The organism is Brevibacterium renqingii (assembly GCF_017808105.1).
GTDB classification, from domain to species: Bacteria; Actinomycetota; Actinomycetes; order Actinomycetales; family Brevibacteriaceae; genus Brevibacterium; species Brevibacterium renqingii.
This window is the reverse complement of the sequence record NZ_JADBHF010000016.1, coordinates 22,676-36,322: the sequence shown is the minus strand read 5'-3', so window position 1 is coordinate 36,322 and position 13,647 is coordinate 22,676. Positions and strand designations below refer to the sequence as shown.

At 65.0% G+C, this 13,647-nt stretch carries 12 protein-coding genes and 1 tRNA gene; 8 read left to right on the top strand and 5 right to left on the bottom strand.

Going from position 1 to position 13,647, the window contains the following annotated elements; translation table 11 throughout:
* Positions 1-201 precede the first annotated feature (201 nt).
* Positions 202-1,689 (top strand): inorganic phosphate transporter, encoded by a 1,488-nt coding sequence (locus IHE57_RS14620; protein WP_209374265.1) that lies wholly within the window; start codon positions 202-204, stop codon positions 1,687-1,689.
* Positions 1,686-1,919, top strand: a complete 234-nt coding sequence (locus tag IHE57_RS14615) for a hypothetical protein (RefSeq protein ID WP_209323967.1) — start codon at positions 1,686-1,688, stop codon at positions 1,917-1,919. The genes IHE57_RS14620 and IHE57_RS14615 overlap by 4 nt, the downstream gene beginning before the upstream one ends.
* 431 nt (positions 1,920-2,350) lie before the next feature.
* Here IHE57_RS14615 and IHE57_RS14610 read toward each other — a convergent pair whose 3' ends face one another.
* Positions 2,351-4,183 (bottom strand): phosphoenolpyruvate carboxykinase (GTP), encoded by a 1,833-nt coding sequence (locus tag IHE57_RS14610; RefSeq protein ID WP_209374263.1) that lies wholly within the window; start codon positions 4,181-4,183, stop codon positions 2,351-2,353.
* A gap of 378 nt (positions 4,184-4,561) precedes the next feature.
* Here IHE57_RS14610 and IHE57_RS14605 point away from each other — a divergent pair.
* A tRNA-Arg gene (locus tag IHE57_RS14605) sits at positions 4,562-4,634 on the top strand.
* 97 nt (positions 4,635-4,731) lie between these two features.
* A complete protein-coding gene (locus IHE57_RS14600) occupies positions 4,732-5,427 on the top strand; it encodes a hypothetical protein (RefSeq protein WP_209374261.1) in 696 nt (231 codons plus the stop codon).
* Between the two features lie 26 nt (positions 5,428-5,453).
* Here the strand turns inward: IHE57_RS14600 and IHE57_RS14595 are convergent, their stop codons facing one another.
* Together IHE57_RS14595 and argG are read right to left on the bottom strand one after the other, a co-directional pair.
* Complete coding sequence (locus IHE57_RS14595; RefSeq protein WP_209374259.1) at positions 5,454-6,254, bottom strand: DNA alkylation repair protein; 801 nt, start codon at positions 6,252-6,254, stop codon at positions 5,454-5,456.
* A 302-nt stretch (positions 6,255-6,556) separates the two neighbouring features.
* Complete coding sequence (argG, locus tag IHE57_RS14590) at positions 6,557-7,978, bottom strand: argininosuccinate synthase (protein ID WP_209374251.1); 1,422 nt, start codon at positions 7,976-7,978, stop codon at positions 6,557-6,559.
* A 176-nt stretch (positions 7,979-8,154) separates the two neighbouring features.
* On the opposite strand from argG, the gene IHE57_RS14585 reads away from it, so the two are divergent.
* Positions 8,155-8,667: a GNAT family N-acetyltransferase gene (locus tag IHE57_RS14585; protein WP_209374249.1), complete on the top strand. Its 513-nt coding sequence runs from the start codon at positions 8,155-8,157 to the stop codon at positions 8,665-8,667.
* A 162-nt stretch (positions 8,668-8,829) separates the two neighbouring features.
* Here the strand turns inward: IHE57_RS14585 and IHE57_RS16470 are convergent, their stop codons facing one another.
* Both IHE57_RS16470 and IHE57_RS14575 read right to left on the bottom strand, forming a co-directional pair.
* Positions 8,830-9,753, bottom strand: coding sequence for a putative endonuclease domain-containing protein (locus tag IHE57_RS16470; protein WP_253720351.1), 924 nt, complete (start codon positions 9,751-9,753; stop codon positions 8,830-8,832).
* Between the two features lie 488 nt (positions 9,754-10,241).
* Positions 10,242-11,759, bottom strand: coding sequence for an APC family permease (locus tag IHE57_RS14575; RefSeq protein WP_209374247.1), 1,518 nt, complete (start codon positions 11,757-11,759; stop codon positions 10,242-10,244).
* On the opposite strand from IHE57_RS14575, the gene IHE57_RS16615 reads away from it, so the two are divergent.
* From IHE57_RS16615 to IHE57_RS14565, 3 genes are all read left to right on the top strand, one after another.
* Positions 11,758-11,886 (top strand): hypothetical protein, encoded by a 129-nt coding sequence (locus IHE57_RS16615; protein ID WP_281389049.1) that lies wholly within the window; start codon positions 11,758-11,760, stop codon positions 11,884-11,886. The genes IHE57_RS14575 and IHE57_RS16615 overlap by 2 nt on opposite strands.
* Before the next feature lie 104 nt (positions 11,887-11,990).
* Positions 11,991-13,019, top strand: coding sequence for a CPBP family intramembrane glutamic endopeptidase (locus IHE57_RS16800; RefSeq protein WP_366933981.1), 1,029 nt, complete (start codon positions 11,991-11,993; stop codon positions 13,017-13,019).
* Positions 13,020-13,081: 62 nt separating this feature from the next.
* On the top strand, positions 13,082-13,558 hold the full coding sequence (locus IHE57_RS14565; protein ID WP_209374243.1) for a DoxX family protein: 477 nt from the start codon (positions 13,082-13,084) through the stop codon (positions 13,556-13,558).
* Positions 13,559-13,647: the final 89 nt, after the last annotated feature.

Below are 13,647 nucleotides of genomic sequence, written 5' to 3'. Positions count from 1 at the left end.
TGTGACAGTTCTTGCACTTGTCTGCCCGATGGGGCCCGTTTGCGCATGTCGGAGGTGAACATCCGGTGAACGAGGTGGAGTATGGTCGAACTGCGGATGAAGATCAGCAGAACTGGGGGGTAGACTTCTGCGGGATAGTGATCGCTGGCCGCCAGCTGCATCATCCACGGTCCGAATAGTGTCTACACCCAAGGTCGATTAGTGGAAATCATCTTCGTCGTCGTGCTCGTCATAGCACTGGCACTGTTCTTCGACTTCACCAACGGCTTTCACGATACGGCCAATGCCATGGCCACCCCGATCGCGACCGGGGCGATCAAGCCGAAGACGGCGGTGACTCTCGCCGCGATCCTCAACCTTGTCGGCGCCTTCCTCTCCACCGAGGTGGCCAAGACCATCTCCGGCGGCATCATCAAAGAAGGCAACGGGGGAGTCCAGATCACCCCGGACTTCATCCTCGCCGGACTCATCGGCGCGATCATCTGGAACATGGCGACCTGGCGGTTCGGCCTTCCATCCTCGTCCTCCCATGCGCTCTTCGGCGGACTCATCGGCGCGGCCATCGTCGGTGCGGGACTCAACTCCGTCGACTACGGAGTGTTCCTGTCCAAGGTCGTCATCCCGGCGCTGGCCGCCCCGATCATCGCGGGCGTCAGCGCCTATATTTGCACCCGCATCGCCTACGCCATCACCCGCCGCAACGCGGAGGGCAAGACCGCCCGGCGGGCGCCCTTCAAGTACGGACAGATCTTCTCCTCCTCGCTGGTGGCGCTGGCGCACGGCACGAACGACGCGCAGAAGACGATGGGCGTCATCACCCTGGTGCTCGTCTCGGCGAACCTGCAGGAGCATGGGACCGGCCCGCACATCTGGGTGATCACCGCGTGTGCTCTGGCGATCGCGCTCGGCACCTACGTCGGCGGCTGGCGCATCATCGACACTCTCGGAACGAAGCTGACGACGGTGAAGGCCGCTCAGGGGCTGTCGGCCGAGACCTCGACCGCCGCGGCGATCCTCGCTTCGTCTCATCTCGGATTCGCGCTGTCGACGACGCAGGTGGCCTCCGGTTCGGTGCTCGGTTCGGGCCTGGGCCGCAAGGGTGCCGACGTGCAGTGGTCGACGGCCGGGCGGATCGCTTCGGGCTGGCTGCTGACGATTCCCGCCGCCGCGATCGTCGGTGCGATCGCCGCGGGCATCGCTCACCTGGGAACGATCGGCGTCCTCGTCGACACAGTCGTCGCCGTCATCGTGGTGCTGTGGATCTTCGTGAGCTCTCGTCGGATCGAAGAGACCGACATCTCGAACTTCGACACCGTCGGCGAAGCCGTCAACATCCGCGGCCGCAAGCGCAAGCTGCGCAAGGACCGCAACCGCAAGCGTGCCATCGCGAAGCGGAAAGCCCGCCGTGAGGCATGGGAGGAGAAGCAGGCGGCCAAGGAGAAGCGTCGCGCCGCCCGGAGGGCGAAGAAGCACGGAGCCGCCGCCCCCGCCGCACCCGTTGAGGGTGCGACCGGCACCGGCAACGCCGAGCGCACGAACGCCGCCGAAGGGGCGACAGGCGTGAACGCCGAGCCGAAGGCTGAGTCGAACGCCGAGTCGGAGGCCGCTGAGGGCACGAAGGCACGGTCGACTGCCGCGGGCACGTCATCGACCGGGGCCGATGCGAGGGATAAGGGAGACGCGAAATGATCGAATGGAGTTCGTTCCTCATCGTCGCGGCCGCGACCTGGATCTCGGCTGTCATCGTCATCACGCTCTTCTCCGCGGCGGTGCGGATGCGCGCCTCTCATCTCGACCGCGTCGAGGAGGGACGGGGCGGTTCTGCGCTCCGATTCGCCTACTGGTCGGTCTTCGGCGTCTGCGGAGTCGTCGTCCTCCTCGGCGTCTACCTCATCGTTCCCGCGCTGCACGGAGCCTGACGCTTCGGGCAGGGGCACATCACCCACCGTCAGCTGCAATTCCTCCCGTCGCACCGGTGCATAATGCCGCTGCGGAGGTGTTCTGCGGCTCATAGACTGAGGTGCCGCCAGCGGTGCGGGCTGCAAGCCCGAACTCGTCGAGGGCTCGGCGTCAAGACGCGACCCGTGACCATCCACAGAACAGTGCTGGGCTGTCTGCCGATCTGCTCAAGGAAATCGCCGGGTCCGATCACTCGGGGCGCAGTGGTGTGGACAGTTATCGTTCCCATAGTGCGACCGCAGCTGGTCGTGTCAGGGGAGGGGCCTCCCAGGAGCAGAATTGAGTCCGCCCAGTCTCAACGGGACACGAAGATCCCCCAGCCACCTCGGCGGCGGTTGGGGGATCTTCAATGGTCGGACGTCTCAGTCCTTCAGAGACTCAGGCAAGCGACTCAGACGAGGCCGAGGCGTTCGCGAAGCTTGTCGACCTCGGCGCGCAGCTCGGCCGGAACCGAATCGCCGAGCTCGGCGTACCATTCCTCGATGAGTCCGAGTTCGGTCTCCCACTCCTCGGGCTTGATGGCCAGGGCCTTGCGCAGCTGCTCATCGGTGAAGTCGAGGCCCTCGGTGTCCAGGCCGCCTTCGACCGGGGTGAGGCCCAGCGGGGACTCAACGGCCTCGGCGGTGCCGGCCACACGCTCGAAGACCCACTTGAGAACGCGGGAGTTCTCGGAGAATCCGGGCCACAGGAACGAATTGTCGTCATCGCGGCGGAACCAGTTGACGTAGAAGATCTTCGGCAGCTGGGCACCCTCGGTGTTGCCGATGTCGAGCCAGTGCTGCAGGTAGTCCCCGACGTTGTAGCCGATGAACGGACGCATGGCCATGGGATCGCGGCGGACGACGCCGACGGCTCCGGTGGCGGCAGCGGTGGTCTCCGAGGACAGCACCGAACCCATGAACACGCCGTGGTTCCAGTCCTTGGTCTCGGTCACGAGCGGCATCGTGGTCTTGCGGCGCCCGCCGAAGAGGATCGCCGAGATCGGCACGCCGTTCGGGTTCGTCCACTCTGGTGCCAGGGTGGGAACGTTGGCGATCGGGGTGCAGAAGCGCGAGTTCGGATGAGCGGCCGGGGTCTCGGACTCCGGGGTCCAGTCGTTGCCCCTCCAGTCGGTGAGGTGAGCGGGCTTCTCGTCGGTCTTGCCCTCCCACCACACATCGCCGTCGTCGGTCAGGGCGACGTTGGTGAAGATGTTCCCGCCGGCCTCGATGGCACGCATCGCGGTCGGGTTCGTGGTGTATCCGGTGCCCGGAGCGACGCCGAAGAGCCCGAACTCGGGGTTGACGGCGTAGAGCTGGCCGTCGTCGCCGAAGCGCATCCAGGCGATGTCGTCACCGAGGGTCTCGGCCTTCCATCCCGGGATGGTGGGCTCGATCATGGCGAGGTTGGTCTTGCCGCAGGCCGAGGGGAATGCGGCGGCGATGTACTTGACCTCGCCTTCCGGGCTGGTCAGCTTGAGGATGAGCATGTGCTCGGCCAGCCAGCCCTCGTCGCGGGCGACCGCGGAGGCGATGCGCAGGGCGTAGCACTTCTTGCCCAGCAGCGCGTTGCCGCCGTAGCCGGAGCCGAAGGACCAGATCGATCGCTCTTCGGGGAAGTGGGTGATGTACTTCGTGGTGTTGCAGGGCCAGGCGACGTCTTCCTGTCCCTCGTCCAGCGGAGCGCCGACAGAATGCACGCATTCGACGAACTTCGCGTTCTGAGCGTCGATCGCGTCGAGGGCGTACTTGCCCGAGCGAGCCATGACGAGCATGGAGAGCACGACGTAGGGCGAATCCGTGACCTCGATGCCGAACATCGGCTGGTCGGCCTCGGCGTGTCCCATGACGAAGGGGATGACGTACATGGTGCGTCCGCGCATCGCGCCGTCGAACAGGCCGTTCAGCGTCTGCTTCATTTCGTCCGGGGCGACCCAGTTGTTGAGCGGGCCGGCGTCCTTCTCGTCGACGGAGCAGATGTAGGTCCGGCCCTCGACGCGGGCGACGTCCTCGGGGTCGGATGCCGCGTAGTAGGAGTCCTTGGTGCCGGTCAGGCGTACGATGGTGCCGGCCTCGACGAGCTTCTCAGCGATCTCGTTCTTCTGCTCGTCGGAGCCATCGACCCAGACGATGTCATCCGGGGTGGTGAGGGAGGCGATCCGGCCGACGAATGAGAGGACCGACTCGTTGTCGGTCGGTGCGTTCTTCAGCTGGTCAGCGACGACATCATGGTCGAGGACAGTCATGAGTGGTCTCCTGTTGGGTTCGAGTGCGGGGTTTCGTCTCAGGCGGCTGCGAGTTCCGTCGAGCGGTTGGTACACCTCCACCGTAGGATGGGGACAGTCGTGAGAAACTCGCGAATGGGTCACTTGAAGATGTGCATTGGGTCACAAGAAGAGCGTCAATGACGTGAAGAAGTCAATCAAATGACGTGTCGTTTCAGATTAATGACCTGTTATTGCACCAAGGCAGCCTCTTCGCGCGTGGCCGTTTCACCTCTCGTTCGCCCAGACGGCTCACGCCTTTCGCGCGGATGTGGTGAAGCGCACATCTGGGCGATTTGAGCTTGAGTGAATCCGGTGTGTATAGTTGTTCGAGTTGCAGGGCGTCAGCCCGGGTAACATGCGCCACTAGCTCAACGGATAGAGCATCTGACTACGGATCAGAAGGTTGGGGGTTCGAATCCCTCGTGGCGCACCGAGAGTAAGTCCCTCACCAGGCAGGATAGCTGGTGAGGAACTTTTTCGTGTGCGAACGAAACGCCGAGCTAACGATCAGAAGGTTGGGTTCTGTGATGAGAAAAGCTCGTCGTCATCGTGAGGAGCTCGGCGAGGTCATCGAAGTCTTCGCTGATCGTCCGGGGTTGAAGACCGTGACGGCGTTCGTCCTCGGCTGGGCGCTCTTCACCGGTCTGACATTCATCAAGCCGGGGGAGGCGCCGCTGCTGGCGACCGCTCCGGGTGCCATGTTCGCAGTGCTGTTCGGTCTGATTCTGCTCTGTCTTTCGGGGGAGCGTCTCGTCGTCTGTGAGCGCGGAATCCTCGTCGGTTCCATTGCGCCGGGACTGCACTCCTACGTGATCCCGTATTCGCAGATCACACTTGGAAGCATCGCCGGGATCACCGGCGCGAACAGGTACCTCAAAGAGGCAGGGCTGAAGGGGCAGATGTCGCAGTCGACCCTGCGGGCGTCGTGGTGGACGAAGAACGGCGTCCATTTCGTCGCCTGTTCGGCCGAGGACGCCAGGCGCGGGCGCATGCGCCTCACGCTTGCGCTCGATCCGCTTCCGCGGTCGGTCGACGGCCGGTGGATCTGGTTCGCGGGCACGGGGAGGCAGTCCCCGAGGCGGCGCGGTCGAGGCCATCGCCCGGGCCGCCTCGGCGGCGGGATTTCCTCAGTTGGCCCGGGCCGCACTCGACCGCGGAATAGTCGAGCTGACGGGCAACCCCGCGGATGCGCACCGTCAGCTGCCCGGCCATCCGCCGGATAGTCGCGGGGTCAGGTAGGGCGTTCCGCTCACCTGGCGTCGAGCACAGCCTCCCGCTGTTCGGATGACAGGCGCTTGACCGCCTCGCGGATCGTCACACCGGAGGCGCGGTGAGCGCGCGGCAGGATCCATTCGAAGACGATATCCGGGCGTTTGCGTGAGGTGTCACGCAGGACCCAGCCGATGGCCTTGCGGATGAAGAACTCCTTCTCCTCGAGCATCGTGTCGGCGAAGCGGGAGAACCGCTCGAAGTCACCGCGGCCCTTTCGCAGCGGAACGAGATGCGCGAGCAGAGCCGAGCGACGGATCCAGAAGTCTTCGTCGATCGCCCAGCGCTCGAGCACCGGGTCGAAGCCGGCATCCTTCTCGCTCAGCGGACCGACCAGATCCCCGGCGAGAGGATCGACCAGGGCCCAGGTCTTCGCCTCGCGAAGCAGGCCCTCGACGAAGTCCGCATCAGAGGCACCGAGGCGGTCCTTCGATTGGATGAGCACCATCGTGGCCGCGGCGCGACGTTCGTGGACCGGTGGGAGGTGCCCGGCCGACCCTCCGTCTGTCGGTTCGGTGCTGCGGGCCGAGCTGACTGAGGGCGTCGGTGCGGCCCAGAGGAGCCGCGCGAGTTCGAGGACCTCGTCGTGGCTCAGGTCCTTCCCGCGCAGGGCTGACCGGACGACGGCCCGGGTCTCGGGCACGCTCACCCCGTAGTGGATGAGTCCGCTCTTGAGGTAGGCCTTCTCCTTCTCGGCGCGTGCGGCACTGCCGCGCTCACGCAGCTGCCGGTCGACCACCTCGGCGAGGGTGGCTGCGGTGGTCGCGGAATCGGGCTTCATGGCGATCATCATTTCACGTGGAAGCGTCGTGAACCGTTCGGACCGCGTCGGCCGCTATTCGCAGTGCCGGCAAGCCTTCGCAGCAGACCAGCTTCAGTGGTCCCCGGGTCCAGCCAATGAATAGAAGAAACGGCCGGCAGATGAGCCCTGCGATCAAACAGATCGTGGAGCGTACCTGCCGGCCGTTCTCTGTTCTCAACCGGAGGCCGCGAGTCTCATGCTGCGCGGTGTCTCCGGAAGCTCTGGGGACCTCGGGCGAGGACGGACCTCAGCCAGACTCGGACATGCGCCGGGTCAGGACCTCAGTCCGTGCCGGCGTCGAATGCGGCGGACAGGCCGGCGAGGTCGCCGGCTTCGTCCACCTCGGCGCCGGAGTTCGCGATCTCCTCGGCGCCGCCGGCCTCGAGCGAGCCGACGAGCTCTGAGGTCGGACCCGAAACGATGCCCATGGCCGCGTACTGCTCGAGGCGGGCACGTGAATCGGCGATGTCGAGGTTGCGCATGGTCATCTGGCCGATGCGGTCCTCGGGGCCGAAAGCGGAGTCGCCCACGCGCTCCATCGACAGCTTCTCCGGGTGGTAGGACAGGTTCGGGCCCTCGGTGTTGACGATCGTGTAGTCGTCGCCGCGGCGCAGGCGCAGGGTGACCTCGCCGGTGATCGCCGAGGCGACCCACCGCTGCATGGATTCCCGCAGCATGAGCGACTGCGGGTCGAGCCAGCGTCCCTCGTACATCCGGCGGCCGAGGCGGCGGCCCTCTTCGTGGTAGAGGGCGATGGTGTCCTCGTTGTGGATGGCGTTGAGCAGGCGTTCGTAGGTCACGTGCAGCAGCGCCATGCCCGGAGCCTCGTAGATTCCACGGGACTTCGCCTCAATGATGCGGTTCTCGATCTGGTCGGACACACCGAGTCCGTGGCGGCCGCCGATCTCGTTGGCCTTGTAGACCAACGCTACGGGGTCGTCGAACTCTTCGCCGTTGATCGCGACCGGCCGTCCGGCCTCGAAGCGGACGGAGACCTCTTCGGTGACGACCTCGACGTCATCGCGCCAGGCGGCCACACCCATGATCGGTTCGACGATGTCGAGTCCGGCGTCGAGGAACTCCAGGGTCTTCGCCTCGTGGGTGGCGCCCCAGATGTTCGCGTCTGTCGAGTAGGCTTTCTCGGCCGAGTCGCGGTAGGGGTAGCCGTGCTCGACGAGCCATTCGCTCATCTCCTGCCGGCCGCCGAGCTCATCGACGAACTCCGAGTCGAGCCAGGGCTTGTAGATGCGCAGCTTCGGGTTGGCCATGAGACCGTAGCGGTAGAAGCGCTCGATGTCGTTGCCCTTGTACGTCGAGCCGTCGCCCCAGATGTCGACGCCGTCTTCCTTCATGGCCCGCACGAGCATGGTGCCGGTGACCGCGCGGCCGAGGGGAGTGGTGTTGAAGTAGGTCTTGCCGCCGGAACGGACGTTGAATGCACCGCACTGCAGGGCGACGAAGCCCTCCTCGACGAGCAGGCGCTTGGCGTCGACGAAGCGCGCGATCTCCGCGCCGTACTCTTTCGCGCGGGCCGTGACGCCGTCGAGGTCGGGCTCGTCGTACTGGCCGATGTCGGCCGTGTACGTGCAGGGGACGGCGCCCTTGTGGCGCATCCATGCGACTGCGCAGGAGGTGTCCAGGCCGCCGGAGAAGGCGATTCCAACGTGCTCACCGACTGGGAGCGAAGAGAGAACTTTCGACATGGCACCAGCGTAACGTCATTCCCCTCCGTCTGTCGAATTGTTATGCATAGGATTGTATTTTTATGTGATGGAAGCCGTTGGCGACAGCCGGCGGTGCTGCTGAACGAGGAGAGTGCCGCGACCCCCGTGCCGTACGACCTCGCCGAGGCGGCGTTGCCGATTGCTACCGTGAAGAGGTGACGAATCCTTCCGCGCCTGAGTTCACTGTTCGCCACGAGACTTCCGGCGACATCGACGCCATCCGCGCCCTGACAGCCGCCGCGTTCGGCCAGGTTGACGAGGCAGAGCTCGTCGACGCCCTCCGCGCATCCGGTAATGGGATCAAAGGGCTGTCGTTCGTCGGAGTCCTCGACGGTGAGATCGTCGCCCATGCCTTGCTCTCCCGGTGCTTCGTCGGCGAAGCTCCCGGAGTCTGCCTTGCCCCCTGTTCCGTACGGCCCGAGCATCAGCGTACCGGTGTCGGCACCGCCGTCATCGAAGCGCTCCTCGCCGAGGCGGCCCGCAGCGGTGAGGTCTTCGCCGTCGTCCTCGGGCATCCCGAGTACTATCCGCGCTTCGGGTTCAGTCCGGCTTCCGGATTCGGGATCACCTTGCACGTCGACGTTCCCGACGAAGCGCTCATGGCGATGCCGCTGGCCGGCGAGGTGCCGGCGGGCGCCCTGGCCTTCGCTCCCGAATTCGGGGTCTGAACCGGAACTGCCTTGCGGCCGCCCCTGGCTTCACGCCCTACCTCCCGCGGCCGCCCGGTGGCTTCGCGCGAATATTGGTCACTTTCGGATATTCGGGCCGAAGCATAGGTCGCTATCGGATACTTTTCGGCGTCAGAAATGTCCGATGGTGACCTATGTTTTTCACTGCAGCCCGAGATGTTGGCGGATGTCGCGCTCGAGTTGGTGGCGGTTGGTCGACTTCGTCACTCGGATGACTGTCCAGCCGGCTGCTCTCAGCGCGTTGACTCGATCGATGTCGGCTGCCCATTGGTATTCGGAAGTCCGGTGGTGATCTCCCTCGTATTCCAGAGCGAGCTTTTCCCTCGGGTAGCCGAGGTCGGGATGCAGAGTCCGATCGATCGTCGGACAGTACACAGCGGGGTGGACTGCTGGTTCAGGGAGGTTTCGGGAGACGGCCCAAAGGCGGAGGTCGGTCTCCATCGGCGAGTCGACGCCTTCCCGAATGAGGTCGACAGCGGCCTCGAGCTTCGGCTTGGCCCTGAGGTGTTTCGTTTCAGAGATGTGCGCGGCCAAAGTCGCCAACGCGAACTGAGGTGGGCTCTTCCAGTCACCGATCGCCGCGTCTCCGATCTTCACCAGCGACTCCACCGAACAGACAGAGGCGAGCTGGCTGAAGACCTGCAGCGGGCTCAGGACCGGCAGCTTCAACCACTCGATTGATCTGAGCATTCTCATTCGATGCAGCGTGATGCCTCTTCTGCGAATGCGCTTGTTGGTATCCGAAGTTCCCAGATGAAGAATGTCCCTTCCGACAGAGTGAGGCAACGGCCATCCGTACAGTCGTGCAGCGGTTTCTCTGCACGCGACGACTCCCGGGTGCCTGTGGGCTATGGCCATCAACAGCTTCGCTTCAGCGATCCACGCCTCATCTGCCCAGATAGGCACCGGAAATTCGGTGGAGACAGAGTTGTCGAAGCGGATTCCCCAAGTGGCTGGAGGAAAGCCGCGCCCGGAACGTATGTCGTAGTCGGAGGCACCCCGTGCTCGTGCTTCCGAGACCGAGAGGACTGCTGGGTAGTGTGCATAGCTCAGAGGATGCTTCATGCCCAGATGATTCACTTGGATTCGGGGTGAGGGAAGAGCTGCCCGATGCGGCTGTGGTCAGCGATTGCGCATCCACAGGCTGTGCACGCCCCAGTCAGATCGTTGTCCACAGCTGACCGGGGGCGAGTCGGGTGGCTGCTTCGACCAGACCATGGATGATTCGCGAGCAGTATGCGGGTGATTCGCGGCTGCCCCCACCGAACAATGAAGTAGGACTTTCGAGTGTGGCTGTGAGAACAGTGGCGAATTTCTGCACAGGTGTGAGTGTGCAAGTGGATTCAGCGATGGAGGTCATCACGGCAATGCGAGGCGATCTGAAAAGCGTCCACCCTCGGATGCTGTTGGCGAAACAGTGGTCGCAATTGGATATTCGGGCCAAAACATAGGTCGCAATCGGACACTTCTGAGGTCAGAAAATGTCCGATTACGACCTACATTCGGGGGGCTGTGTCCGATTGCGACCACTATTCGGGGAAGTGCCGACGCCCCTACTCCCGGGCGCGGTGGGTGCGGATCGCCTCGGCGACGGCGATGGCATCGTCCTCCGGGGCGTCGGACTTGCGGTCCGGGCGCGCTGTGAAGAGGTAGACGAACCCGACGGCCAGCACCACCACGAGGCCGATGAGCACGATCCAGTCGGCGAAGAACGACCCGGAATCACCGGGCAGCGACAGCAGGATCATCGCGAAGATTCCGTAGGCCAGTGCGGCGGCGTTGACGATGACGCCCCAGCCCCGCAGCGACCAGGGCCCTGCGGGCTTCCAGCCTTTGAACCGCTGCCGGAGCGCGCCGAGGACGACCATCTGGAAGGCCAGGTAGATGCCGAGGATCGCGAACGATGTCACGGCCACGAGGATTCCGTCGTTGAACCAGATGAGCACGCAGATGAGAGCAGGTGCCGTGCATGCGACGATGAGGGCGTTGTGCGGGATCTTCGTCCCGTCAGTGACCTTCGACAGCCAGCGATGTCCGGGCATCATCCCGTCCCGAGCGAAGCTGAAGATCAGGCGGGACGCGGCGGCCTGCAGGCTGAGCACACAGGAGATGAAGGCCGTGATCGCCACGAGCAGGAAGATCTTCGCCCCGACGTCGCCGAGGCTGCCTGCCAGGATCGCGGGGATCGGGTCCTCGACCTCTCCCGCGACGATCTGCTCGAGGTTCGGCGCTGCCAGCACATAGCCGCCGAAGGAGAACAGGGCCGAGACCGCGCCGACGAAGATCGTCATGAGCATGGCCTTGGGGATGCCTCGGGCAGGGTTCGAGACCTCCTCGGCGACGTCGCCGCAGGCCTCGAAGCCGTAGAACAGGAACAGGCCGGCGACTGCCGCGCCCAGGAACACCGGCAGGTAGCTTCCGTCCCCGGCAGTGCCCATGGTGTCGAAGAAGATCGAGAAGCTGTGTTTGCGTTCGAAGATGAGCAGGAACAGGCCGAGTCCGATGACGCCGATGAGTTCGGCGAAGAGGCCGATGCGGGCGATGCGGGCCAGCCATTTCGTTCCGGAGAAGTTGATCGCCAACGCCAGCACGAGCAGTGCCAGCGCGAGGACGAGGGTGGTGTTTCGGTTGAGCTCGAGACCGAAGAGGCTGGCGAGGAATCCTGCTCCGAACTCCGCCACCGAGGTGATGGTGACGATGAGCGCGCAGATGTAGACCCAGGCCGCCATCCAGGCATACCGCTTGCTCCACAGGCGTCGGGCCCAGGGGTAGATCCCTCCGGCGATCGGGAACTGGGAGACGACTTCGCCGAAGACGAGTGCGACGAGGAGCTGGCCGCAGGCGACGATGACGATCCACCAGATCGACGGCGGCCCGCCGGTCGACAGGGCCACGGCGAGCAGCGAATAGACGCCGACGAGCGGGGACAGGTAGGTGAAGCCGAGGGCGAAGTTGGCCCAGGGGCTCATCGACCGCTCGAAGGAGTCGCCGTAGCCGAGGACGGCCAGGTGGTCGCTGTCGGAGAGGTGATCGCCCGCGGGGCGGCGGGCGTCTGAGAGATGATCGGACATGGTTGGACCTTCATTCGAATCGACGTTGATTCTGTTGCTGTTCGTCATCGTAGCGCCGATTCTCGTCCGCGCGGACGATGCCGGTTTCCTCCTCGCGGCGGAAGTGCCCGACCGCCTCGAGCCGTAGTGTGGAATCACAGCCACAGGCACAGCCACAGCCACAGCCACAGGCACAGACATGGGAACCGCCGCCGATCGACCGGCGGAGGTACACAGGACCGAGGAGGAGACGTGAATACGCAGACGGAAGGGCACTCCGGATTCGCCGAGGCGGTCGATGTGAAGGGACGTCCGCTCGCGGTCGTGCCGGCTCGGGTCCCCTGGCTCGAGCTCGGCGTATTCGTCGTCACCGCCTTCGGCCTCGCCTGGCTCGTATGCCTGCCCCTGTGGATCACAGGCAAGGGCATCAGTGATCCCCTGTCCGTCCAGCTCTACGGCGGAGCGATGATGTTCACGCCGCTGATCGCCGGCATAATTGCCTTCCTCGTGCAGCGCAGACAGGCGCGCCGCAGGGGAGAGCCGCTGTCCAGCGCCCCTCGCTACTTCGGATTCTGGCCGCTGCGACCAGCCGGGCGGATCATCTGGACGACCGTGGTCGCCTTCTTCGGCGTCTGCGTGCTCGTCGTCCTCGGCTACCTCCTCAGCGCCGCGTTCGGCTGGCTCGACCTCGATCTGACCGGGCTGTCGGGATTCAGGACGCAGTTGGAGACGATTCCGGGTGCGAGCGCGCTGCCGACAGCAGCCGCCGTCGCCATTTACCTGCTCCTCATGTTCGTCGGCTCGCTGAGCAACGTCTTCGTCACCATCGGTGAGGAGTTCGGGTGGCGAGGCTGGCTGCTCACCAGCCTCCGGCCCTTGGGCACCTGGCCGGCGCTGCTCACCGTCGGCGTCCTCTGGGGCCTGTGGCATGCGCCGCTCATCCTGCTCGGCTACAACTTCGATCGTCCCGGCATCTCGGGACTGGGGCTCATGGTTGCCGGCTGTGTCATGCTCGGCATCCTCTTCGGCTGGCTGCGTCTGCGCACCGGCTCGGTCTGGCCGGCGGTCTTCGCCCACGCAGCACTCAACGGATCCACCACCATGCTGCTCGTTCTGCTCATCGACGCCGATGCGCCGACTCCGGACACCGCCCTCGTCACCTTCCTCGGGGCCTCGGGATGGATAGTCTCCGCCGTCGTCATCGCGGTGCTCGTGGTCACCGGCCAGTTCCGCAAGCGGCCGGAACTGGGGGATCGGACGAAGCCCGTCGCCCGTGCCTGATTTTTGAGGCTCGCCCCCGGCGTCGGTTAGGCTCAAAACCCCATCGACTGAAGGAGTGCTCTATGACTTTTGGACCATCGCTGCTGCAGGCGGCAGGACGCATGCTCACCGCCCCGATCTTCATCAGCGGCGGGTACTCGGCCGTGAAGGATCCGGCCGGCAAGGCGGCGATGGCCGAGTCGACACTCGATGCGCTCCGCGATTACGTCCCCGCGCTGCCCGATGACAACGAACTGCTCGTGCGCATCAACGGCGGGGTTCAGATCCTCGCCGGCACCACCCTGCTGCTGGGCATCAAGCCGCGCCTGTCCGCCCTTGCTCTCGCCGGCTCCCTCGTCCCGACCACCGTGGCCGGGCACTCCTTCTGGGAGATGGAAGGCGGAGAGGCGAAGGCCCATCAGACCCAGTTCTCGAAGAACCTCGCCGCGCTCGGCGGACTGCTGCTGATCGCCGGCTCCGGAGACAGCAGAAAGGCCGTCGAGAAGGCCGCCGCCAAGGCTGCGAAGAAGGCCGAGAAGCGCGCTCTCAAACAGGCCTGATATCCCGGCATACCACGGCCGCCCGTCGACGAGTCCTCGGAGCCGATGTTCGCCGAGGCGGCCGACCGTCCACCAACGCTCGCGAGATT

Bases quoted from the DNA above. Each gene is read 5' to 3' on its own strand.
- IHE57_RS14575 (WP_209374247.1), bottom strand. From the start codon at position 11,759: ATGTCCGATCATCTCTCAGACGCCCGCCGCCCCGCGGGCGATCACCTC.
- IHE57_RS14610 (WP_209374263.1), bottom strand. From the start codon at position 4,183: ATGACTGTCCTCGACCATGATGTCGTCGCTGACCAGCTGAAGAACGCA.
- argG (WP_209374251.1), bottom strand. From the start codon at position 7,978: ATGTCGAAAGTTCTCTCTTCGCTCCCAGTCGGTGAGCACGTTGGAATC.
- IHE57_RS14565 (WP_209374243.1), top strand. From the start codon at position 13,082: ATGACTTTTGGACCATCGCTGCTGCAGGCGGCAGGACGCATGCTCACC.
- IHE57_RS14615 (WP_209323967.1), top strand. From the start codon at position 1,686: ATGATCGAATGGAGTTCGTTCCTCATCGTCGCGGCCGCGACCTGGATC.
- IHE57_RS14595 (WP_209374259.1), bottom strand. From the start codon at position 6,254: ATGAAGCCCGATTCCGCGACCACCGCAGCCACCCTCGCCGAGGTGGTC.
- IHE57_RS16470 (WP_253720351.1), bottom strand. From the start codon at position 9,753: ATGAAGCATCCTCTGAGCTATGCACACTACCCAGCAGTCCTCTCGGTC.
- IHE57_RS14600 (WP_209374261.1), top strand. From the start codon at position 4,732: ATGAGAAAAGCTCGTCGTCATCGTGAGGAGCTCGGCGAGGTCATCGAA.
- IHE57_RS16615 (WP_281389049.1), top strand. From the start codon at position 11,758: ATGGTTGGACCTTCATTCGAATCGACGTTGATTCTGTTGCTGTTCGTC.